This is a genomic window from Trinickia acidisoli, assembly GCF_017315725.1.
Classification (GTDB): Bacteria; Pseudomonadota; Gammaproteobacteria; order Burkholderiales; family Burkholderiaceae; genus Trinickia; species Trinickia acidisoli.
In genome coordinates, this window is record NZ_JAFLRG010000001.1 from 1,027,143 (window position 1) to 1,050,240 (window position 23,098).

Here is a 23,098-nt window from a genome sequence, read left to right on the forward strand (position 1 = left end):
GGAAATGCCGACGCACGAGCCTGGCGATGAGCGTGTTTTGTTGGTGACGGGCGTGAACGGGCAGGTGGGTTTCGAACTCGTGCGTGCGCTGCAGGGTCTTGGCCGTGTCGTTGGGTTGGATCGTTCGCGATGCGACTTGTCGGATCTCGACGGGCTTCGGCGCGTCGTGCGCGACGTGCGGCCCGATGTCATCGTCAATGCTGCGGCATACACGGCGGTCGATCGGGCAGAAGAAGAGTTCGAGCTTGCCATGCGCATCAACGGCGAAGCGCCGGCTGTGCTTGCAGAGGAAAGCAAGCGCTTGGGTGCTGCGCTGATTCATTATTCGACCGACTACGTATTCAGCGGCGCGAAGACGACGCCGTATTTGGAAGATGACGCAACCGATCCGCAGAACGCCTATGGGCGGACGAAGCTGGCCGGCGAGCAGGCTGTTTCGGCCAGCGGTGCGCAACACCTCGTGCTGCGCACGAGCTGGGTGTATGGTCTGCGAGGCAAGAACTTCCTGCTCACCATGTTGCGGCTCGGTGCGCAGCGGCCGGAGCTCAAGGTCGTGGCCGATCAATTCGGCGCGCCGACTTGGAGCAATACGATCGCCGCGCTGACGGCGCACGTGGTTGCGCAGGGGTTTGCCGCGCGGCACATGCCTGAATGGTGGGCGGCACGCACGGGCACCTACCACTTGACCGCAGCCGGATCGACCTCATGGCATGGCTTTGCATCGGCAATTTTCGCTGAAATTAATTCCGATGAATTATCGCGTGTACCGCAAGTATTGCCGATTTCGACGGCTGCTTATCCAACTCCTGCGAAACGGCCAGCCAATTCGCGTTTGTCTGGGGAAAAGCTTACAGCCGCGTTTGGATTGCGTGTGCCGCGCTGGGACGACGCTCTACGCCTGTGCATGCAAATGCGCGAGACCAAGCAATGAGAGAAGGGCACTCGAGTGCATGTAACAGTTGGTTAATGTAAGGCAACAGCAGGGATGCCAGCCTTTCCAGGGGGCGGGTTTGCTTGTACACTTCCAGCCTTGCCGAAGATCGCGGGTAGGTGTACGTTCGCGCCCGGTCGCAGGGTTTGCGCCGATTAGAACGGTATCGCTTTTATTGAAAGGAGTTGTTGATGAATAGTCGCGAACGAAAGATGTTGGAAATCCTGCGTCGCGGGAAGGAAGAATTCGGCTATCTCGCAGTGAAGGCCGAGTTCGAAGCCGAAGGCACGCGTGTCGATGAATTGTTGCGCTTGATCGAAATCGCGCGCAAGGCTGGTGTCGGCGTTGGATTGAAGATCGGTGGCTGCGAAGCCATTCGCGACTTGCTCGAAAGCAAGCAGATTGGCGTGGAATACATCATCGCGCCGATGATCGAATCGCCGTATGCGGTCAGCAAATTCATTGAAGCTAAGAATAAGGTTTATTCGGCTGAAGAGCAACAGGATACGAAATTCCTGTTCAATCTCGAGACGATCACCGGATATAACAACCTGAAGGGCCTCGTAGACGCCGCGAGCGTTCCCAATGGCCTCAATGGTGTGGTTTTCGGTCGTGTCGACTTCTCGCTCTCCAACGGCTATTCGCGTGACGACATCAACAGCGACAAGGTGACCGATTACGCGGTGAGCACCGGCACGGCCGCCAAGGAAACGGGGCTGGAGCTCGTGGTCGGCGGCGGCGTGTCGATGGATGCCCTGCCGGCGTTGCGTCGTCTGCGTGCGAACTATCTCACGCGCTTCGAGACGCGCAAGATCATTTTCTCGGCGGGCGCAGTCGATCAGCCGAGCATCGAGCAGGGCCTGTTGCAAGCGGTTCACTTCGAATTGCTGTGGCTGCAGAACAAGCGCGAATACTATGGCTTGATCGAGAAGGAAGACGACAAGCGCATTCGCATGCTCGAAGAGCGTTGGCACGTTCTGAACGCCAAGTAAGAGGCCGGTAGTGTCATCGAAGCGACCTCGAATCGCTATCTTCGGTGCGTCCGGGGCCATCGGCGGTGCGCTGGTGGCCTGGTTCGCGCAGCGCGGCTGGGATGTGCTGGGCATCGGTCGGCGTGCCCCCAATCGGGTCGATGCCGCATGCGGCTGGGCCCATGTGGTGTGGTCCCCGCTCGACCAGCCCGAACCGCCTGCCGCGCTCGCCGAATTGGACGCCGTTGTTTGGGCGCAAGGCGATAACTGCAACGACAGCATCGAGGATTTCGATGCGGCTCGGCATCAGCAGATGTACGAGGCGAACGTCTTGTTCGTATTGGCTTCGTTGAACGCGCTTTTGCGCCAAAAACGGGTTGCCGCCGACGGTGCGCGGTTGTGCGTGGTCAGTTCGATGTGGCAGAACATCGCGCGGCAAAACAAGCTGTCTTATTGCATTACCAAGTCGGCATTGCAAGGGCTGATACGCTCTGCATCGATCGATCTTGCGCCGGCGGGGCACGTGATCAATGCCGTGTTGCCCGGCGCGCTCGATACGCCGATGACGCGAGCGAACCTGAGCGCGGAGCAGATCCAGCGGCTGGAGGCGGCGACGCCTGCCGGACGTCTGGCTGGGGTCGACGACGTTGCGGCAGCCGTGGAGTTTTGCTGCTCGACCGCACACCGCGCGATCACGGGGCAGTTCATTACCGTCGATAAAGGGTTTTCCTATGCGCGCATCCTTTGATATCCAAAGCGCCTCGGGGGCATACCGTGTCGCTATCGGTGAGGATTTGGTGCGCGCGGCGATCGCTGCGCCGACGCATCGGATCTTCATCGTCGATCGGCGCTTGCTGCCGCAGGTGCAATTCATCACCGATCCCATCATCGAGATCGAAGCGTCCGAGGAGAACAAGGCGCTCGAGCGGATGGCGCCCGTCATCGAGCAACTGAAGCGCTTCGGCGCCACGCGCGAAACGGAAATCGTCGCCGTGGGCGGCGGCATCGTGCAGGACATCGCTACGTTCGTCGCGTCCGTCTATATGCGAGGCCTACGCTGGCACTATTGCCCGACCACGCTGCTCGGCATGGTGGATTCCTGTATTGGGGGCAAGTCGTCGATCAACGTGGGGATGTACAAGAACCTCGTCGGTAACTTTCATCCTCCCGCGCAAATCCTGATCGATCTCGCATTCGTCGATAGTCTCGACGCCGTGCAATTGACGAGCGGGCTGATGGAGTCTGTCAAGATTTGCTACGCGCGCGGTGCGGAAGAATTTGGCACCTATCTGAAGCTCGCGCCTGCCGTTCCGCTTGGCCGCGATAAGGCCGCGCGCATCATCGAGCAAAGCTTGCGGGCCAAGAAGTGGTTCATCGAAACGGATGAATTCGATCAGGCCGAACGGCTACTGCTCAATTTCGGTCACACGTTTGGACATGCGCTCGAATCGGCTACCCATTTCGATGTTCCGCACGGTATTGCGGTCGGTGTCGGCATGTTGACGGCATATCGATTCGCCGAGGATGCGGGGCGGCTGTCGGAGCACGGTAAAGCGCTGGCCGGCGCCTTGATGGAGCACGTGCGCGCTTTGCTCGGGCCTGTGCGCCATACGCTTTCGTCACTCGAGCGCATCTCGCCGCAATCGCTGTTCGAACATTTCAAGAGCGACAAGAAGCACTCGCAGACCCACTATCGCGTCATCGTGCCGGTGCGTGACGGCGAATTGGAGCGCATTTCGCTGGAGCGCAATGACGCGACGAGCGCGGCGATTACCGAAGCTTTCGCTTGCAGTTTGAGCGAGCTCTGACTGGCGATCCGATGGCTATCGATACCGACTTCGACTTTGTCGTTGCCGGCGCCACCGGATGGTTGGGGCAAGCAACGCTGGCTTACCTCTATCGCGAGTTTGGGCGCGATGCGAGCAAGCGGGTGCATGCGTTCGCATCGAGCGAGCGCGCCTTGACGCTCGGTGCGGGCGTGCCTATTCGTGTTCGCGCGCTCGACGATCTGCCTAGTCTGATGCTCGAGCGGCCGGCCATCGTCTTCCACTATGCGTTCCGGACGAAGGACAGCGTCGGCAAGATGACGCTCGACGAGTATTTGAGCAGTAACGAGGGCATTCGGCAGGCCGTCATCCGCTTCATCGACGGGCACGAGGTGGCGGGCATGTTCATTCCGTCGAGCGGTGCGGCTTATGCGGGCCTTGATCCCGATAATCGATCCGATGGTGCCATCTACGGCCGCTGCAAGCTTGACGACGAGCATCTGTTCGGCGACAAGGCTGCCCAGCGAGGCTTTCCGGCGATTATTTCGCGCGTCTTCAATCTGAGCGGCGCCTATATCAACAAGCACGAACTCTACGCGCTGTCGTCGATCATTCTCGCTTGCCTCGAAGGGCGGCCAATTCGCATCCAGGCTACGCACCCTGTGTGGCGGTCGTATTACGCCGTCGAGGATCTGATACGCCTCGGCATGGCGGCGATGCTCGACGGCGGACTCGACAGCTCGGCACTCTTCGATACCGTCGGGACGGAAGTTATCGAGATCGGTGAGCTTGCGCAGCGGTGCCGGAGCGTCCTCGGAGCGTTGGGTTCCAGCGTCGAGCGGCCACACGTCAAGGCCATCCCCAACAACTATTACGTCGGTGATCCGGAGCGCATCCGCGCGCTCGAGCAGCGCTTTAGCTTTGCGCCTCGTTCGCTGGACGAGCAGATCGTCGATACGGCTGCCTACTTGACCGGTTTGGCTAAAAAGGCACACGTGTGAGTGAGTTAGAAACGGTTTTCTTCGCCAAGCGGCGCAACCCGTACTACGTGGTTGCGCCGCGCTATGTGCGCACGTCCGCCGGAATCAAGGTTCTCCATTTCCTTTGCCACGCGCTCAATCGCATGGGGGAAACAGCGTTCCTGATCATTTATCCGCATTCGCCGCCTTATCTGTCGACGCATCCGGCGTTGAATACGCCGCTGTTGACCAAGCGCGTGATGGACTATCACCGCGAGAGCGGCCTCACTCCGATTACGATCTATCCCGAGAACATGCGAGGTAATCCGCTCAATGCGCCGTTCGTCGTTCGTTATGTGCTGAACTATGCGGGACTGCTGGGCGGCGACGAAGCGTATCCGGAAAGCGAATACTGCATCTCGTACAGCGAAGCCATCGCGGCCACGGTGCCTCGATCGCGCCACACGATCTTCGTCCCCGCGTCCGATCCGCAATTGTTCACGCCTCCTCCCGCGGGTACGAAGCGTCAAGGGGGATGTTTTTACGCGGGGAAGTACAAGTACTATCACGGTGGCAAGACATCCCCGGTAACGGAGGGGATGGAGGAAATCCTGCGCGATCGTCCCGACGCTCAGACGCCCGATCAAATCCGCGATCTCTTCCGACGCTGCGAGGTTTTCTATTGCTATGAGAATTCGGCATTGGCTATCGAGGCCATGTTGTGTGGCTGCCCTGTCGTGTTCTTGCCGAACGAGCACTTCACGGATCTGATCGGTAAGGCCGAGCTGGGTACGTACGGCTACGTCTGGGGCGACGATCCCGCTGGCCTCGCGCGCGCCAAGGAAACGGTCGTGCAGGCGCGCGAGCGCTATATGGAATTGTTCGCACTGGCCGAGCAGGAGGTGCGGCGTTTCGTCGACGGTACCCAGGCCGCGGTTCAGCAAGTGACTTATGACGAGCCCATGTCGGACGCGTACGTACCGAAGATCAAGGCCTCCGAACGATACTTCAGCGTGGTCCGCACCATTTGGCTGATGGTCAGGGAGAGGGGCCTTCTCTATACGGCCAACGTCATCAAGAACCGGCTCAAGTCGGGACGTATCAAACTCTACGAAGCATGAATCCGCATCCGACAGCCACGGCGGTATCGATCGATATGCTGCCTCCTGAGCAGCGTGTGGCGCTGACCATCTGCATCCCCACCTACAACCGGGGTGCGCGTGTCCATGCGCTCGTGCTGTATTTGCAGCAAAACCTTTTGCCGCATACCGACGATGTCGAGATCATCGTCGTCAACAATTGCTCGAACGACGATACCCAAACCCTGATCGAACCCTTGGTGTCAGACAAGGTGCGACTCGTCAATCGCGTCGAATTCTTGCCGACAGCCGAAGAGAACATGTTCGAGTCGCTCGAATTTTGCCGGGGCGACTACGTCTGGTTTCATGGGGATGACGAGATCCCCATTTGCGACACCATCTTTGAAGTCGTGCGGCTCATCAAGGCCGACGCTGCGGACGTGTTCATCTTCAATTCGCGGTTGATCGACGATGACGGCGCTCCATTGGCCGAGCACATGGTGCCGATGCATGGTGACCACTTCGACGTGACGGGCGATGCGCTGGTGCGGTCGGTCGGCTTCATGTTCATGCTGGCCGGTATTTCGAACGTCATCATGCGGCGCGAGTACGCCGATGTGAAGATCGCGCGCGAAGCCTTGACGATTCAAAAGATTTATTCGCACGTGTGCTGGATTCTCGAATGCTTCAGCCCACGGCGCGCGCGGATCGTCAATCGTCCGTTGGTGTTCTATCGTCATGCTGGCGATGCGCAGCAGTTCGAGCACTTCCGGCGATTCGCCAAACGTCACGAGCTCGGCGACTATCATTTCTGGGGCATCGGCCTCGCGTTACAATTACGCCATTTGATATCGAGGGGCGTATTCAAGCCGTCTACCGTTGCGGTGATTTTCGAGGGCCGTCGCGACGGCACGCGATTCAAGTTCCTGCACGACTGCATTCACAAGATCTTTTGCCAGGTCGAGGCGTCGGTCGTCACGGGCGAGAGTCGCAACAAGGTCGAGTCGGGTACGTTTCGAACGGTGCGGGACTTTATCGTTAGCTGCGATTTGTTCAGCTACGACCTCTTCGTGCCGATCGAGAGGATCCAGGAAATTGCCGAGGGCAAGCGCTCGCGGAGCGAGTTGCGCAAATGGACCAGGCTCTTTCACAAGACCTATGCCAAGCACGACGACGACCCCTACCGCAATTGTCGGCGTTGTCATCGGCACGGGTTCGATATCTACGAAATGCCGATCGGGTGGGTAGCGGTCGACCCGGACGTGCCCGGCGGTGTACCGAGCGTGCTGGCCGTCCTCGATGTCGCGGAGGCGCCACCCTACGTCTGGGTGGATCGCGATTTCGACCGGCTGGTTGCTCGTCTTACTGAGTATCGTCGTGCGTCGTCGCAGATCAAGGATTTCGTCGAGCATCGAGCGAGGGGCGAGTGGCTTCACCTCGGGCGGCAATTCCTGGGTGTCAGCCAGGATGTTCTGGAGCAATATGTGGCCCGCGTGGAGATCAGCCGTCAAACGACCGTTCCGGTACGGGTGGCCGCTAATCTCGTCTTCAACCCGCTGCGCCGGGCCGGATACTTTGGGCGCCGCGTGTTGAGACGCATCTTGCGTCGGTGGTAAACATTTAACGAATCGTGCGCCGTCGAGCGGGCAATCGCAATTGCAGCCGCGGCAGTTTGGAGGGGTGATGAAGGCAGTGATTTTGGCCGGGGGCTTGGGCACTCGACTCAGCGAAGAAACGGGTTTGCGACCGAAGCCGATGGTCGAGGTGGGCGGCCGCCCCATCCTCTGGCACATCATGAAAATCTATTCGAGCTACGGAGTCAACGACTTCATCATTTGCCTCGGCTACAAAGGGTATGTGATCAAGGAGTACTTTGCGAATTACTTCCTGCACATGTCCGACGTGACCTTCGATATGGCCAACAACCGTATGGAGGTTCATCAAAACAATGCCGAGCCGTGGCGGGTCACGCTGGTCGAGACGGGCGCGGACACGCAAACGGGCGGGCGGCTGCGCCGCGTCAAAGAGTATCTGGTCGGCGAGAAGGAGTTCTGCTTCACCTACGGAGACGGTGTCGCCGACGTAAATATCGCATCGTTGATCGATTTTCATCGTGCGCACGGCAAGCTGGCGACGATCACGGCCACGCAGCCGCCTGGTCGCTTCGGCGCTTTGAATATCGAACAAGGGCGCGTCGAGAGCTTCCGTGAAAAGCCGCAAGGCGACGGTGCCTGGATCAACGGCGGATATTTCGTGCTCAAGCCCGAAGTCATCGATCTCATCGACGGCGACGACACGATCTGGGAACGCGTTCCGCTCGAAACGCTTGCGCGCCAAGGCCAACTGCAAGCCCACGAGCATCGCGGATTCTGGCAGCCGATGGATACGTTGCGCGACAAGCACCATCTCGAAGAGTTGTGGGCACGCGGGGAGGCGCCGTGGAAAACGTGGTGATCGATTCCGCGTTTTGGGCCGGCAAGCGCGTTTTCCTGACTGGGCATACGGGCTTCAAAGGCGGCTGGCTTTCGCTGTGGCTGCAAAGTTTGGGCGCGCAGGTGACCGGCTTTGCGCTGGCGCCGCCCGAAGGGCCGAACTTGTTCACTACGGCGCGCGTGGCGCAGGAGATGACCTCGCTGATCGGCGACATCCGCAATCTGACGGCGCTGACCGATGCCGTGCGACAGGCGCGGCCCGAAATCGTGCTGCACCTTGCCGCGCAGCCCCTCGTGCGTTATTCGTACGAGGCGCCCGTCGAAACGTATTCGACCAACGTCATGGGTACGGTGCACCTGCTCGAAGCGGTGCGCGCGTGCCCGAGTGTGCGGTCGTGCGTGATCGTGAGCTCGGACAAGTGCTACGAGAACCGCGAGTGGCCCTGGGGCTATCGGGAAAACGAGGCAATGGGCGGGTACGATCCGTACAGCAGCAGCAAGGGGTGTACGGAACTCGTTGCGGCGGCTTATCGCAATTCGTATTTCAATCCCGCAAGCCACGCACAGCATGGCGTCGCGCTGGCGAGTGCGCGTGCGGGCAACGTCATCGGCGGCGGCGACTGGGCGAGCGATCGTCTCGTTCCGGACTTGTTGCGCGCGTTCGAGACGAGCAAGCCCGCGCTCATTCGCAATCCGCACGCGATCCGTCCGTGGCAACACGTGCTCGAACCCGTTTCGGGATATTTGGTCTTGGCGCAACGTCTGCATCGCGATGGTGTCGAGTTCGCGGAAGGCTGGAATTTCGGGCCCAACGATGTCGACGCGAAACCGGTGGGATGGATCGCTGCGCAAATGGCACAGGTCTGGGGCGGTGACGCCGCCTATCGGATCGACGAGACGACGTCTCATCCGCACGAAGCGCACTACCTGAAGCTCGATTGCTCGAAGGCACGCAGCCGGCTGTCCTGGCAACCGCGTTGGGATTTGTCGCGCGCGCTGAACGAGGTGGTGTCGTGGCACCGCGCCTACCTCGAGCGCGACGACGTCCGAGACGTCTGCCTTCAACAAATTTCGCGCTTTTGTGAAGCGTGATCATTCATGGAAGTCCTCACAATGACTCAAGATGCACTGAGAAAGCAGATTGGCGAGCTCGCCCGCCAGTACTCGCAGGAAGCGTTCCGCAGGCGCGATTTCGAGCCGGGCGTGACCGTTATTCCGCCGTCGGGCAAGGTCATCGACGGCGCCGAGGTCAGCTTGATGATCGAGGCGGCGCTCGACGGCTGGCTTACGACCGGCCGCTTTAACGAAGCTTTCGAAGCGAAGCTGGCGGCGTTCCTGGGCGTCCAGCACGTGCTGACGACCAATTCGGGCTCGTCGGCGAATCTGCTCGCCTTCACGGCTTTGTGTTCGCCAACGCTCGGCGAACGTGCCGTGCGTCCCGGCGACGAAATCATCGGCGTGGCCGCGGGTTTTCCCACGACGGTCAACCCGATCATTCAGAACGGCGCGATCCCAGTGTTCGTCGACGTGCACATTCCGACGTACAACGTCGACCCGCAACTGCTCGAAGCTGCGATCACGCCCAAGACGAAGGCGATCATGCTCGCGCATACGCTCGGCAATCCGTACAACCTGAAGGTGGTGCGTGAGCTGTGCGACAAGTATGGCCTGTGGCTCGTGGAAGACTGCTGCGATGCGCTGGGCTCGCGTTACGACGGTAAGCTCGTTGGTTCGTTCGGCGATATCGGGACGCTGAGCTTCTACCCCGCGCATCACATCACGATGGGCGAAGGCGGAGCGGTGTTCACGAACAACGCCGACCTGCGCCGTGCGGTCGAATCGATTCGCGATTGGGGCCGCGATTGCTATTGCCAGCCCGGCAAAGACAATACGTGTGGCAAGCGTTTTTGCTGGAAGCTCGGCGATTTGCCGTACGGGTACGACCACAAGTACACGTACTCGCACCTCGGCTACAACCTGAAGATCTCGGACATGCAGGCCGCATGCGCACTCGCGCAAATGGACAAGCTGCCCGGGTTCATCGAGGCGCGCAAGCACAACTTCGACTATCTGAAATCGAAGCTCGCTTCGTGCGAGGAGTTCTTCATCCTGCCCGAGGCAACGCCGGGCAGCGAGCCGTCGTGGTTCGGTTTCCCCGTCACGATCCGCGAGTCGGCGCCGTTCAATCGCGTCGATCTGCTTACCTACCTGGACCAGTACAAGGTCGGTACGCGGCTCTTGTTCGCCGGTAACTTGACTCGGCAGCCCTACATGAAGGGGCTCAACTATCGCGTAGCGGGCACGCTCGAGCAAACGGACCGAATCATGAATCAGACGTTCTGGCTCGGTGTGTTCCCCGGCTTGACGAACGAGATGCTCGATTACGTGGTCGACCGTCTCGAAACGTTCGCCGGCGTTAATTTCTGATAGGACGAGAAGTGCAAAAGTCGCTCTCCACGCGTATGGCGGAGGCCGCTCGGGATCTCGTCAAGGCGCTGCGTGCCACCGAGACTTGGCTGTTTCTCGGGTGGCACGATATCCGGCAGCGCTATCGCCGCTCGGTCCTCGGACCGTTCTGGATCACGATTAGTACCGCCATGCTCGTCGGTGGCCTGGGCGTGATGTATGCGGGATTGTTCCATATGGACGTCTCGCACTACATTCCGTATCTGGCGGCCGGGATGATCACATGGAACTTCATGGCCGCCGTGATCACGGAAAGCTGTACCGTATTCATGGGCGCGGAAGGAAGCATCAAGTCGGGACAGATTCCGATTTCGTCCTATGTCTTGCGGCTCATCTGGCGCAACGTGATCATCTTTATGCACAACGCAGTCGTATTGATCGCGGTGGTGCTTTGGTTCCTGCCGTTCAAGCCGTTGGGGCTCGCCCTGTCGGTTTTCGGCCTGTTTATCACGTCGATCTTTCTGTTCTGGCTCGCGTTGCTCGTCGGTCTACTGAGCGCGCGCTTTCGCGACATTCCGCAAATCGTCGCGAACGTTCTTCAGGTCGTGTTCTTCATGACGCCGATCATGTGGCGCGCCGATGTATTGAAGCACCATATTTGGATCGCGAAAGTGAACCCGTTCTTCTACATGCTCGAGCTCGTGCGCAATCCTTTGCTCGGCGAGGCATTCAACTGGCATGCTTGGGTAGGTGTCGCCGCGGTGCAGGTCGCGACGATCTTGGTTTCGTTCGTTTTCTTTTCGCGTTTCCGTTCGCGGATCGTGTACTGGTTGTAAGTCATGGCGCATATCACCGCAGAGGAGCTTGTCGTCGAGTTCCCGATCTATCAAGGCGCGCAGCGTTCGATGCGAAAGACGTTCCTGATGGCCGCGACGGGCGGGAAAATGTCGAGCACGGACAAGCGGGTGACGGTACGAGCGGTCGACGGCGTATCGCTTCACATCCCCGACGGAGAGCGCGTGGGATTGTATGGGCATAACGGCTCGGGCAAGACTACGCTGCTTCGTGCGCTGAGCGGCATCTACGAACCGACCTCCGGCCGGCTCGACGTCTCGGGAACGGTGACGTCGCTGCTCGATATCGCGACTGGATTCGACACCGACGCGACAGGCTACGAAAACATCATTTTGCGCGGCATCACGATGGGGCACGCGCCGAAGCGGATTCGTCCGCACATCGACGAGATCGCGGAGTTTTCCGGCCTCGGCGAATACCTGAAGCTGCCCGTGAGGACCTATTCCAGCGGCATGATGATGCGGCTGGCATTCTCCATTTCGACTTCGGTGGGTTCGGACATTCTGCTGATGGACGAATGGCTCAGCGTGGGCGACGACGACTTCAAAGCCCGCGTGTCCGAACGTCTGACGCATTTGATCAATCGTTCCGCAATCGTCGTGATCGCGTCGCACGATAAGGATTTGCTGGCACGCACGTGCAACCGGATCTTGCATGTGTCGCACGGCAAGATCGTGCGTGAAGAATCAGTGGAACAACTCAACGAGCATCATCATGCAGAAAAAATATAGCGATTGGATTGCACAGTGGCTGAAGGAAGCCGGATACACGCATTGCTTCTTCGTTGCCGGCGGCAACATCATGCATTTGCTGGAGAGCATCAGCCATCATTTGACCTGCATTCCGGTCGTGCATGAAGTCGCGGCAGGCGTTGCCGCCGAATATTTCACTGCGACGTCCGCGAAGGGTGAAAAGGCGCTCGCGCTGGTCACCGCCGGCCCGGGCCTCACCAACATCGTAACGGCGCTGGCTGGCGCGTATCTCGAGAGCCGCGAACTGCTCGTGATCGGCGGGCAAGTGAAAACGAGCGACTTGAACCGCGGCGAAGTGCGCCAGCGCGGCATTCAGGAAGTCGACGGCGTGGCGATTGCCGGGCCCCTGTCGGTCGTCAGTACGCGGCTCGACGCGCCGGTCTCGCAGGCCGAATTCCTGGCGCTGTGCGCTTCGACGGATCATGGCCGTCACGGGCCGGTCTTTATCGAAATGCCGCTGGACGTGCAAGGGCTGCAACTAGACGAGACGCAGTTGCCCAAGACGCCGGCTACGCCGCCGAGCGAACCGCAACTACCGCCCGGCGTATTGACGGGGGCGGACTCCATCAAGGCCGTTGCCGCGTTGCTGGCCGAGGCGAAGCGGCCCGCCGTGCTGATCGGCGGCGGCGTTTCGCACCCGGCGGCCGAGGCGCTCGCAGCGGTTGCCGCGAAGCACGATTTGCCGTTGCTCACGACGTGGAACGGCATGGATCGCGTACCGGCCGATCACCCGTGCTATTTCGGGCGTCCCAATACGTGGGGGCAGCGTTACGCCAACCTGCTGTTGCAGCAGGCCGACGTCATTCTCGCGCTCGGAACGCGCCTCGGGTTGCAGCAGAGCGGTTTCAACTGGCAGGAATTCGGTTCGGTTGGCAAAGTCGTCCAGGTCGATTGCGATCCCGCCGAACTCACCAAGGGCCACCCGCGCGTCGATGTGCCGATTTGCGACGACGTCAATCGCTGGATGACGCCTTTCCTCGAAACGGTCAGTGGGCGCTGGTCGGAGTGGAAGCAGTTCTGCGAACAGGTCAAAGAGGCTTTGCCGCTCGTCGAGGAGAACGTGACGCACCAGGGTTACCTGTCGCCGTTCCGTTTCGTGGAGCGTCTGTCGATGCTTGCGCGTGCCGACGACGTCGTGATTCCGTGCAGCAGCGGTGGTGCGTTCACGGTGATGATGCAAATCTTCGCGCAGAAGGCGGGCCAACGGATCGTGACGAACAAGGGCCTCGCGTCGATGGGCTACGGCTTGAGCGGGGCCATCGGGGCGGCGGTGGCCAATCGCGATCGCCGGGTGTTGCTCGTGGAGGGCGATGGCGGGTTTTCGCAAAACCTTCAGGAAGTCGGGACTGTTGCGGTCAACAAGCTGAACTTGAAAATGTTCGTGTTCGATGATTCTGGCTACGCGTCGATTCGCATGACGCAGCGCAACTACTTCGGTGGACGCTACGTTGGTTGCGATCTGCAAACGGGGCTTGGATTGCCGAACTGGGAAGCGTTGTTCGCGGCGTATGGCGTCCCGGCGGTGCGGGTTGGTGTCGGGTACGAGAACGACGCGCAATTTCGCGCTCGGTTCGAGGCTGAAGGACCGGCCGCGTTCATCGTGACGATCGATCCCGAGCAGACTTACTTCCCGAAGATCACGAGCCGTGTCACGCCGACGGGCATGGCGTCGAACCCATTGCATCGGATGTCGCCCGATCTTCCCGATGACCTGTATCGCCGGTTGGCGCAATTTCTGTGATACGCAAGCTTTTCGCGACCGAACGTCAGAAAGCCGCTTCCGGCGGCAGCGCCCAGATCAAAGTCTTCCCGACTGAGCGCCAGCAAGCCGTTTTCGCTGCCAAAGCCCAACTCGATGGCGTCGACAGATGTTGCTTCGTGCACATGCCCCGCACGGGCGGCAGTGCATTGCTCGATTTCCTGTTTGCGAATGTTGGCCGCAACCGCGTGCTCGACACTTTCGTCGAGGCCAAGCGCTTTTCGATATTTGCCGAGCTGCGTGATAGCGGTGCGTTTGCGCGCGAGTTTGCGACGCACCGGTTCGTGCACATCCACGTGCCGGTCGATCTTCAAACGTACGTGCGCGACGAGCGGGTGGCCTATTTCTCGACGTTGCGCCATCCGTTCGATCGCATCATCTCGTACTACGAGTGGTGCTTGAAAATTTATCGGGAAACGGGGGACACGCGGTTCGGTTGTCTTCCGGACGTTTCGCTGGAAGATTTCATCGAAGCGAAGCTCGATGACGTCAGCGTGTTCAACATCTACACGTATTTCTTCGCGTGCCTGCTCGACGGTAACGTCGTCAAGCACGACGTATGGCGTTCGCTGATCACTGCGCCCGTCGAGCACGCTTATCAGGTAGCGCTCGAGGCGTTGTCGTCGTTTTATTTGGTTGCTCCGCTCGAGCACCTCGGAAGTGCGGCGGCTATCCTCTCGGAAGTGCATTCGGAGGAGTTCGAGGCGCATCGTCGTACGACGGGGGCTGCGGAATTGATTCCGCTGCGCGATATGCAGCGCAGCGGGGACGTGGTCGTGGCACGCCATCAAAGGGCGCTGTCGCTGCGTGCCGTCGACCTGATGATGCGCGCCTCCTCGCACGATTTGATGCTCTACGAGTACTGCGTGAATCGCTTCTATCGTCAGTGGGCAGCGTTCCTTGATTCCGACGGCGCAGCGGCTTGATTAATTCGTTTCCGCCATTTATCGACAACTTCTTGCATAACGAGAGCCTCCTTCATGCGCAGCCGGACGACGCGGGTGGGTTTACCGCGTCGGTAGTCGTCTATCGGCCCGATGTACCCGTGCTCGTACAGACTCTGCGGAGCCTGGGCGACGCCTGCGGTGCGTTGAGGCGCGATCGGCCGAGCCAGCGTTCGCATTTGTATCTGATCGACAACGGTGGCCTTCCGGACATTGCCGATGTTCTAGCGGAACTTGCGGAAAAGGGTGTCAGCTCGACCGTCATCGCCGGCCACGGAAACATCGGCTACGGTCGTGGCCACAATCTTGCCGTCGAGTCGACGCGCGGCCGTTACCATCTGATCCTCAATCCCGATATCGACATCGATCGCCAGGCACTCGTTAATGCGTTGCGTTTTTTCGATGCGCATCCTGAGGTCGGATTGCTCGCGCCGCGCATCGATGGTGAGGACAAGCGGCTGCAGTATCTGTGCCGTCGCTACCCCACGTTATTAGACCTTTGGGTTCGCGGCTTTTGTCCGAGCCGGGTCAGAAAGCTGTTCGATGCGCGTATGATGCGCTACGAAATGCGTGATGTCGTCAACGAGCGCGACGTCGTCTGGGACCCGCCCATCATTAGCGGCTGCTTCATGTTATTTCGGACGGAACTGCTCAAAAGCCTGGCAGGCTTCGATCCACGCTACTTTCTCTATTTCGAAGACTACGATTTGAGCCTTCGCGCTCGTCAGGCGGCTCGCATCGCGTACGTTCCCGACGTTCGGGTCTTGCACTATGGCGGGGGTGCCGCGCGCAAGGGTGGCAAGCATATCCGCATGTTCATTTCGTCGGCATTCAAGTTCTATAACCGATTCGGCTGGAAATGGCTGTGAAGACCCTTGTCGTGACGGGCGCCAACGGCTTCGTCGGCCGCGCGCTTTGCGCGACTCTCGTTGCGCGCGGACACGCGGTCACGGGACTCGTGCGTCGCTCCGGCGGCTGCGTGGAGGGCGTGAGCGAATGGGTGCATTCGGCGTCCGATTTCGAGGGGCTCGAATCGGCATGGCTCGGCACGGCACGGGCCGACTGCGTGATTCACCTCGCCGCGCGCGTGCATGTCATGCGCGATACCGCGATCGATCCGCTGGCCTCGTATCGGGCCGCGAACGTCGACGGCATGCTGCGTGTGGCACGGGCCGCGCACGCGAACGGCGCTCGGCGTTTGCTGCTCCTCAGCAGCATCAAAGCCCTGGGAGATGCCGATCGCGGCCATCCGCTCGGCGAAGGCGAGCCTCCCATGCCTGATGATCCTTACGGGCAATCGAAGCTCGAGGCCGAACGAGCATTGCGCGAATTTGCGCGCGAATCGGGCCTGGAATGCGTCATCGTGCGCCCGCCGCTCGTCTACGGTCCCGGCGTGCGCGCCAACTTCCTGCAACTCATGAGCGCGATCGCGCGTGGCATTCCGTTGCCGCTAGGCGCCGTCGGCGCGCGGCGCAGCTTTGTCTTTGTCGGTAACCTCGTCGATGCGTTGTTGCATTGTGCGATAGACGAGCGCGCTGCCGGGGAGACGTTTCACGTCACCGACGGTTACGACCCGACCGTGACGGAGCTGGCCCGTATGCTGGCAGTGCAGCTACGCGCACCGGCGCGGCTGATTCCGGTGCGGTCGTCGTGGCTGCGCCTGGCGGGGCGCATCCTCGGGCGTTCGGCTCAGGTCGAACGGCTCGTCGGCGAATTGCAACTCGACGGCTCGCACATTCGTCGCGTACTTGGCTGGCAGCCACCGTATACCGTCGAGGACGGCTTGCGGGAAACGACCGCTTGGTATCGCTCAACGCATTGAAATCATGATCAGTTCGCCTTGGATCACGTATCTCGTCACCGTAGGCTCAACAGCGTTAGCGGCCGGCTGCGTTTGTGCGGCGATTCTTTGGCTGCTGCTGAGGACCGGGTTGGCCTGGCGGCTAGCGACCGACGTCCCCAATCAGCGTTCGCTGCATGAGCGTCCCACGCCGCGCGTCGGAGGTTGGGGCATCGTTCCCGCAGTCGTCGTGGTGATGGTTCTCACGGCGCCCCGCTTTGCGGTCATCCCGCTTTGCGCGCTCGCGCTTGCCGCAATGTCGCAAGTCGACGATCGGCGCGGGTTGTCGGCGCGTGTGCGCTTTATGGCACACTTCGCGGCAGCGGCAGTGCTGTTGGCGACAATGCGCCCTGCGTCGCCCTGGTGGGTGCTGATACCACTGGCGTTCGCGCTCGTCTGGCTCATCAATCTCTACAATTTCATGGATGGTTCGGACGGCCTGGCTGGCGGTATGGCGCTGTTCGGCTTCGGCGGCTATGCGTTGGCGGCATTGATCGGCCAGCATCCCGACCCGGCGCTGGCCTGCGCGTGCGCGGCCGTTGCCGGTGCGGCCGCGGGCTTCCTGGTTTTCAATTTTCATCCGGCCCGAATTTTTCTCGGCGACGCCGGATCGATTCCGCTCGGTTTTCTGGCCGGTGCGCTCGGTTACTGGGGCTGGCGCGAAGGCACCTGGCCCTTTTGGTTTCCAGCGATGGCGTTTTCGCCGTTCATCGCCGATGCTACCGTGACACTGCTGCGACGCTTGGCCCGCGGTGAAAAATTTTGGCAAGCGCACCGCGAGCACTACTATCAGCGCATGGTGCGTCTCGGTATGGGGCACGCGCGAACGGCGCTGTGCTGGTACGCGTTGATGGTTGCAGGCATCGTCCTGGCGTGCCTCGCGCTCGGCCAATCCTTCGGGGTCCAATTGGGGCTGGCTGTCGTTTGGGCCATCGCATTGTTGACGGCCGGCGTTGCCATCGACATTCGCTGGCGACGTTCGGAAGCCTTCCTTTCATCATCGACGAGCCGCGAGGTGTAATGCCGATATTCCGCTACAAAGCTTCATGGCTATCGCTGTGCGCGTTCATGTACGACGTGTCGGTCGTGGCTAGCGTATGGGTGGCTGCCTACGTCATTCGCTTCAACGGGATGATTCCCGACGATTTCTTCGGCGGCGCGCTGCGGGCGCTTGTCTGGGTGCTCCCTGCCTATGGCGTGATGTTCCGCGTATTCGGCCTGTATCGCGGCATGTGGGTGTTTGCGAGTTTGCCCGACTTCGTGCGCATTTCGAAAGCGGTCGCCTCTGGCGCGCTGCTCGTGACGGTGCTCGCAGTCATGGTGCAGCCCGAGCCCGTCGTCCCGCGTTCCGTGCTCGTGCTCTCGCCGCTACTCGTGTTTCTCGCGATGGGGGGGGCCCGCGCGCTTTACCGCGCGACGAAGGAGTTCTACCTCTACGGCGGGCTCGTTGCTCAAGGCAAACCCGTCATCGTCCTCGGTGCAGGGGGGGCTGGCGCCAGTCTCGCGCGGGAGCTCTCGCGTTCCAGCGAATGGCGTCTGGTCGGGTTGCTCGACGACGACCCTGCCAAGCAGGGCCGCGAGGTCTACGGTCATCAGGTCTTGGGCTCGTTCGACGATCTCGAGCGGGTCGCGGCAGAGTTGAAGGTCGAGCACGCGATCATCGCGATTCCTTCCGCCGGGGTCGAGGCGCAGCGCCGCGTCGCTACGCTGTGCGTGCGCGTAGGCGTTCGAGCCATGGTGCTGCCGGCTTTGGCCGCCCTCGTGCCGGGGCAGGATTTCCTCTCGCAGGTCCGCAATATAGACCTCGAGGATCTGCTCGGGCGCGATCCCGTGACGATCGACACGCCGCACGTGGAGGCGCTGCTGCGAGGCCGCGTCGTGATGGTGACGGGGGCGGGCGGTTCGATCGGCTCGGAGCTATGCCGTCAGATTCTGCGTTTCGTGCCGGCTCAACTCGTGGTCTTGGATGCGTCAGAGTTCGCCATGTATCGGCTGACCGAGGAAATGCGCGAACGCTTTCCGGAATTGTCGGTCGTGCCGATCATCGGCGATGTGAAGGATTCGCTGCTGCTCGATCAGGTCATGTCGCGCTACGTGCCCCATATCGTTTATCACGCGGCAGCTTACAAGCACGTGCCGCTGATGGAAGAGCTGAACACGTGGCAGGCGGCGCGCAACAACGTACTGGGCACCTACCGTGTCGCGCGCGCGGCTATTCGCAACGGCGTCACGCGTTTCGTGCTGATCTCGACGGACAAGGCCGTCAATCCGACCAACGTCATGGGCGCGAGCAAGCGGCTGGCGGAGATGGCGTGCCAGGCGCTGCAGCAAACGAGCGATCACACGCGGTTCGAGACGGTTCGCTTCGGCAACGTGCTCGGTAGTGCCGGCAGTGTGATCCCGAAGTTCCAGCAGCAAATCGCCAAGGGGGGGCCGGTGACGGTGACTCACCCCGAAATCACGCGCTTTTTCATGACGATTCCGGAGGCATCGCAACTCGTGCTGCAGGCGTCGAGCATGGGGCGCGGCGGCGAGATCTTCATTCTCGACATGGGGCGGCCCGTGCGTATCGTCGATTTGGCGCGCGATCTGATTCGCTTGTATGGATACACCGAGGAGCAGATTCGGGTCGAATTCACAGGATTGCGCCCCGGCGAAAAGCTCTATGAAGAACTGCTCGCCGACGAAGAGACGACCACGCGTACGCCGCATCCCAAATTGCGCATCGCACGCGCAAGGGAAGTCGACGATGGGCTGCTCGACGAGTTGCTGCCATGGCTCATGCAGCATCGCATACTGCCGGACGACGAGGTGCGCCGCGATTTGCGCCGCTGGGTGCCCGAGTATGTGCCGGCCGTGATGCCAGCCCTCAGCGCAGTTCAACCGCCGCCGACGGCCGGCCACGTGACCCGATAGGCATGTCGGTTGGCGACGCGTTGCTGCGATACGGCGCGCGCTTGCCCGACCGGCGGTGCCAGCGCCATCAATGCCGGTTGCGGCGCCGAAACACGAGCCATCGCGGCGATCTGAACCGCACGATGCTCACATAAAGCCACACATACGTCGCCGCAAACACCACGACAAAACAGAAAAGATGCACCGTATGCTGCCAAAAGAGCGTGGCCGGAATCACGCCGATCAAGCAGAGCAGCCACAAGTACGGCGACGTCATCGAGTTGCGCTGCGTCAGTTCATGCGCTGTCGCCGCCCCCACGGCCCATCGCATCAGCCGCTTATACACGAGCATGTGCAGATGCACGCCATCGGGAATGCCAGGCGACATTCCCCGCACGAACTTCTTCCGATAGATCGAGAAGCACGTCTCGAAGATCGGATAAACGAACAGCAGTACCGGGTACCACGCCGACACCTCGCGGTGCCGCATCACGAGCATGATCGCGAGCTCGGCGAGCATGAAGCCGATGAAATAGGCACCGCCGTCGCCGAGGAAAATCAAGCCGGCGGGGAAATTCCAAATGAAAAACCCCAGCACCGCGCCCATCATGATCAGCGACGCCGACAGCACGATCGGGTCCGAGAGCCGGAACGCGACATAAGCGAGCGAGGCGAACATCATCAGCGCGACCATCGATGCCAGGCCGTTGAAGCCGTCGATGATGTTGATGGCGTTGGCGAGCGCCGCGACGGCCAACACCGTGACGACGAACGACACGGCCGCGTACGACAGCAGAAAATCGAGCGGCGGCACGCTGATCCGCACGACGGCCACGTGTAGCGCGAAATAGGTCAGCGCGGCGGCGCTCATGGTGGCAACGAGCCGAGCCGTGGGTGAAACGCGCTTGGTGAGATCCTCGATGAGCCCGGAGGCGAAGGCGGGCAAGCCGCAAGCAACGAGCGCGAGGATGCCGTGCGAGACCGCAGGGTAGGGCCAATTCAACTGCAGTGCAGCGGCGGCGAGGCCGATCAGAATCCCGATGCCGCCCACGCGAGGAACCGGTCGCGCGTGGAATTTCTGCACGCCGCCCAGGTCGCTGTCGATCGAGAATTTTTCGTGCAAATGCGCATAGCGCACGATCAGCAGCGTGAGGAAGAGCGAGACGAGAAAACCGAGCGCGAAACTAAGCATAAACGTGGCCTGTGAGCGGACGGCGAATTATACCGGCTGGGCCGCCGCCTTCCGACGCGTGCGTCACGCTCTCGAGTACGGTGCGCGGCGGGCCGTTGCCGCGCTTCCGATCAGGCGTAGCCGCGCGGATTCGTCGCCTGCCACCGCCAATGGTCCTCGCACATCCGTTCGAGCCCGTACTGTGCGCGCCAGCCGAGCAACTGCTCGGCGGCCGCGGTGCTCGCATAGCATGCCGCTACGTCGCCGGGGCGGCGTGCCACGATCTCGTACGGCACGGCGCGGCCCGATGCCGCTTCGAACGCGCGCACGACCTCGAGCACCGAATAGCCGCGCCCCGTACCGAGATTGACGACGAGGCTGGCATCGCGCGCGTCGAGCGCGTCGAGCGCCGCGATGTGCCCGCGCGCGAGATCGACCACATGGATGTAGTCGCGCACGCCGGTGCCGTCGGGCGTGGCGTAGTCGCCGCCGAAGATGCGCAGTTTGTCGAGCTTGCCGACGGCGACCTGCGCAACGTAGGGCATCAAATTGTTCGGCACGTCAGCCGGATCTTCGCCGATGAGGCCGCTTTCGTGCGCGCCGACCGGATTGAAATAGCGCAGCGTCGCAATGCGCCAGCTCGGATCGGCGCGTTCGACGTCGCGCAGGATTTGCTCGGCGATGACTTTCGATTGGCCGTAAGGGTTCGTCGCCGACAGCGGAAACGATTCGTCGACGGGCGAACGCTCGGGCATCCCGTAGACCGTTGCCGACGAACTGAACACGAGCCGCTTGACGTCGCGCGCGCGCATCGTATCGAGCAGCACGAGCAGGCTGTCCAGGTTGTTGCGGTAGTAATCGATCGGTTTGGCGACCGACTCGCCGACGGCCTTGAGCGCCGCGAAATGAATCGCCGCGCCGATCGGATGCGCATCGAACACCTTCACGAGCGCGGCTGCGTCGCGTGCGTCGATTTCATAGAACGGCACCGGGCGTCCGACGATCCGTTCGATGCGGTGCACGGCTTCGCGTTTGCTGTTGACGAGGTTGTCGACGAGCACGACTTCGTAGCCGCTCGACATCAATTCGACAGCAGTGTGCGATCCGATGAAGCCGGCTCCCCCGGTCACGAGAATGGCGCCCCGCGGGGCTTTCGAAGTCATTGTGGTTCTCCCTTGAATGCGGCGGCGCCGGTCAGCGCGTGCAACGTCTGCCGATAGCGCTCGACGACGAGTCGCTCGTCGAACTCCGCCACGACTTTGTCACGTCCGCGCAACCCCATCTCGCGGCGCGCCTCCTCGCTCATCTCGAGGATTCGCCCGAGTTTGTCCGCGAGGCTTTGCGCGTTCTTCGCTTCGCACAGCAGCCCCGTGACGCCGTCGGCGACGACCTCGCGGCAGCCCGGCACGTCGGTCGCGACGATAGGCCGGCCCATCGCGGATGCCTCCATCAACGTGCGCGGCACCCCCTCGCGATACGACGGCAACACGACGCAGTCGGCTTTCGCGATAACGGGGCGCACGTCGTGCGCTTCCCCAAGATACTCGATCCCCCCTTCCTTGCTCCAACCGTCGACGTCGGTCTGCGCGATCGCGCTCGGATTGTCGACGCCAACGGGCCCGAGCAGTTGAAAGCGCGCATGCGGATAGCGCGCGCGCAGCATGCGGGCAGCCTCGACGTACTCGCCGACGCCTTTGTCCCACAGCAACCGTCCGATCAATACGAACGTGAAGTGCGCGGCGCCCGGCAGCGGCGCGAGGTTGAAATGATCGATGTCGACGCCTTCGCCGTGCAGCAGTTTCGCGCGCTCGGGATGGACGAGCAGGCGCTCGCGCAGGAACGCGGCTTCGTCGTCGCGGTTGAGGAACCAGACTTCGCGCGGAAAGCGGAATGCGATGCGGTAGAGGGTCTTGGCGATGCGTGCCGCCCGGCTCTTTTGAATGAACACGTAGCCCAGACCGGTCGTCACGGCGATCGATGGCACGCGAGCGAGCCATGCGGCGACCGAGCCGTATATGTTCGGCTTGATCGTGTAATGGAAGACGACCTGCGGTCGGATCGTTCGATAGTGCCGGTAGAGCGCGGCAAGCGTGCGTAGATCGTTGAGCGGATTCGTGCCTTTGGATGCGACCGACAATTCGATGCAGCGGCAGCCCATTTGCTCGAGCGGCGCGAACGTGCGGTCGCGCGGTGCGAGCACGACGACGCGCACGCCCTTCGCGACGAGCATGCGAATGAGCCCTTGCCGATACGTGTAGATGGCAAAGCCCGTATTGCAGACGAGGCAGACCGTCGGCGATTCGTCTTGCCGGGCGGCGGTGGATAGCGATGACTTCAT

General features: G+C 61.3%; 21 protein-coding genes. 18 read left to right on the plus strand and 3 right to left on the minus strand.

From position 1 onward, the window contains the following. Positions 1–4 precede the first annotated feature (4 nt). The 18 genes from rfbD (at position 5) to J3485_RS04795 (ending at position 19,610) form a co-directional block, all read left to right on the plus strand. Entirely contained in the window at positions 5–931 is a 927-nt protein-coding gene (gene rfbD / locus J3485_RS04710) for a dTDP-4-dehydrorhamnose reductase (protein ID WP_206951399.1), read from the plus strand. Positions 932–1,122: 191 nt separating this feature from the next. Continuing rightward, a complete protein-coding gene (locus J3485_RS04715; RefSeq protein WP_242538483.1) occupies positions 1,123–1,923 on the plus strand; it encodes an aldolase/citrate lyase family protein in 801 nt (266 codons plus the stop codon). 10 nt (positions 1,924–1,933) lie between these two features. Beyond that, positions 1,934–2,650 (plus strand): SDR family NAD(P)-dependent oxidoreductase, encoded by a 717-nt coding sequence (locus J3485_RS04720; protein ID WP_206951401.1) that lies wholly within the window; start codon positions 1,934–1,936, stop codon positions 2,648–2,650. Further along, positions 2,634–3,710 carry a 3-dehydroquinate synthase family protein gene (locus J3485_RS04725; protein WP_206951402.1) on the plus strand — a complete coding sequence of 359 codons (1,077 nt, stop codon included), beginning with the start codon at positions 2,634–2,636 and terminating at the stop codon, positions 3,708–3,710. Before J3485_RS04720 ends, J3485_RS04725 begins: the two co-directional genes overlap by 17 nt. An 11-nt stretch (positions 3,711–3,721) precedes the next feature. Further along, positions 3,722–4,669, plus strand: a complete 948-nt coding sequence (locus J3485_RS04730; protein WP_206951403.1) for an NAD-dependent epimerase/dehydratase family protein — start codon at positions 3,722–3,724, stop codon at positions 4,667–4,669. After that, positions 4,666–5,748: a glycosyltransferase family protein gene (locus J3485_RS04735; protein WP_206951404.1), complete on the plus strand. Its 1,083-nt coding sequence runs from the start codon at positions 4,666–4,668 to the stop codon at positions 5,746–5,748. The genes J3485_RS04730 and J3485_RS04735 overlap by 4 nt, the downstream gene beginning before the upstream one ends. Continuing rightward, a complete protein-coding gene (locus J3485_RS04740) occupies positions 5,745–7,322 on the plus strand; it encodes a glycosyltransferase family 2 protein (protein ID WP_206951405.1) in 1,578 nt (525 codons plus the stop codon). Before J3485_RS04735 ends, J3485_RS04740 begins: the two co-directional genes overlap by 4 nt. Positions 7,323–7,389: 67 nt before the next feature. Beyond that, complete coding sequence (rfbF, locus tag J3485_RS04745; RefSeq protein WP_206951406.1) at positions 7,390–8,160, plus strand: glucose-1-phosphate cytidylyltransferase; 771 nt, start codon at positions 7,390–7,392, stop codon at positions 8,158–8,160. Next, entirely contained in the window at positions 8,145–9,230 is a 1,086-nt protein-coding gene (rfbG, locus tag J3485_RS04750) for a CDP-glucose 4,6-dehydratase (RefSeq protein ID WP_309476977.1), read from the plus strand. Before rfbF ends, rfbG begins: the two co-directional genes overlap by 16 nt. Positions 9,231–9,251: 21 nt before the next feature. Beyond that, positions 9,252–10,565, plus strand: a complete 1,314-nt coding sequence (gene rfbH / locus J3485_RS04755) for a lipopolysaccharide biosynthesis protein RfbH (RefSeq protein ID WP_206951407.1) — start codon at positions 9,252–9,254, stop codon at positions 10,563–10,565. An 11-nt stretch (positions 10,566–10,576) separates the two neighbouring features. After that, a complete protein-coding gene (locus J3485_RS04760; RefSeq protein WP_206951408.1) occupies positions 10,577–11,380 on the plus strand; it encodes an ABC transporter permease in 804 nt (267 codons plus the stop codon). A gap of 3 nt (positions 11,381–11,383) precedes the next feature. Next, positions 11,384–12,130, plus strand: a complete 747-nt coding sequence (locus J3485_RS04765; RefSeq protein WP_206951409.1) for an ABC transporter ATP-binding protein — start codon at positions 11,384–11,386, stop codon at positions 12,128–12,130. Further along, on the plus strand, positions 12,114–13,892 hold the full coding sequence (locus J3485_RS04770; protein WP_206951410.1) for a thiamine pyrophosphate-binding protein: 1,779 nt from the start codon (positions 12,114–12,116) through the stop codon (positions 13,890–13,892). The genes J3485_RS04765 and J3485_RS04770 overlap by 17 nt, the downstream gene beginning before the upstream one ends. Next, a complete protein-coding gene (locus tag J3485_RS04775) occupies positions 13,889–14,836 on the plus strand; it encodes a sulfotransferase family protein (RefSeq protein ID WP_206951411.1) in 948 nt (315 codons plus the stop codon). Before J3485_RS04770 ends, J3485_RS04775 begins: the two co-directional genes overlap by 4 nt. A 32-nt stretch (positions 14,837–14,868) precedes the next feature. Next, entirely contained in the window at positions 14,869–15,723 is an 855-nt protein-coding gene (locus J3485_RS04780; RefSeq protein WP_206951412.1) for a glycosyltransferase family 2 protein, read from the plus strand. Continuing rightward, positions 15,720–16,676, plus strand: coding sequence for a UDP-glucose 4-epimerase family protein (locus J3485_RS04785; RefSeq protein WP_374192406.1), 957 nt, complete (start codon positions 15,720–15,722; stop codon positions 16,674–16,676). The genes J3485_RS04780 and J3485_RS04785 overlap by 4 nt, the downstream gene beginning before the upstream one ends. A 4-nt stretch (positions 16,677–16,680) precedes the next feature. After that, complete coding sequence (locus J3485_RS04790) at positions 16,681–17,715, plus strand: MraY family glycosyltransferase (protein WP_206951414.1); 1,035 nt, start codon at positions 16,681–16,683, stop codon at positions 17,713–17,715. A gap of 5 nt (positions 17,716–17,720) precedes the next feature. Further along, positions 17,721–19,610: a polysaccharide biosynthesis protein gene (locus J3485_RS04795; RefSeq protein WP_206955651.1), complete on the plus strand. Its 1,890-nt coding sequence runs from the start codon at positions 17,721–17,723 to the stop codon at positions 19,608–19,610. A 67-nt stretch (positions 19,611–19,677) separates the two neighbouring features. On the opposite strand, the gene J3485_RS04800 is transcribed toward J3485_RS04795, so the two are convergent. The 3 genes from J3485_RS04800 to J3485_RS04810 form a co-directional block, all read right to left on the minus strand. After that, on the minus strand, positions 19,678–20,781 hold the full coding sequence (locus J3485_RS04800; RefSeq protein WP_206951415.1) for an MraY family glycosyltransferase: 1,104 nt from the start codon (positions 20,779–20,781) through the stop codon (positions 19,678–19,680). A gap of 110 nt (positions 20,782–20,891) precedes the next feature. Further along, positions 20,892–21,923, minus strand: a complete 1,032-nt coding sequence (galE, locus tag J3485_RS04805; RefSeq protein WP_206951416.1) for a UDP-glucose 4-epimerase GalE — start codon at positions 21,921–21,923, stop codon at positions 20,892–20,894. Beyond that, positions 21,920–23,098: a glycosyltransferase family 4 protein gene (locus tag J3485_RS04810; RefSeq protein ID WP_206951417.1), complete on the minus strand. Its 1,179-nt coding sequence runs from the start codon at positions 23,096–23,098 to the stop codon at positions 21,920–21,922. Before J3485_RS04810 ends, galE begins: the two co-directional genes overlap by 4 nt.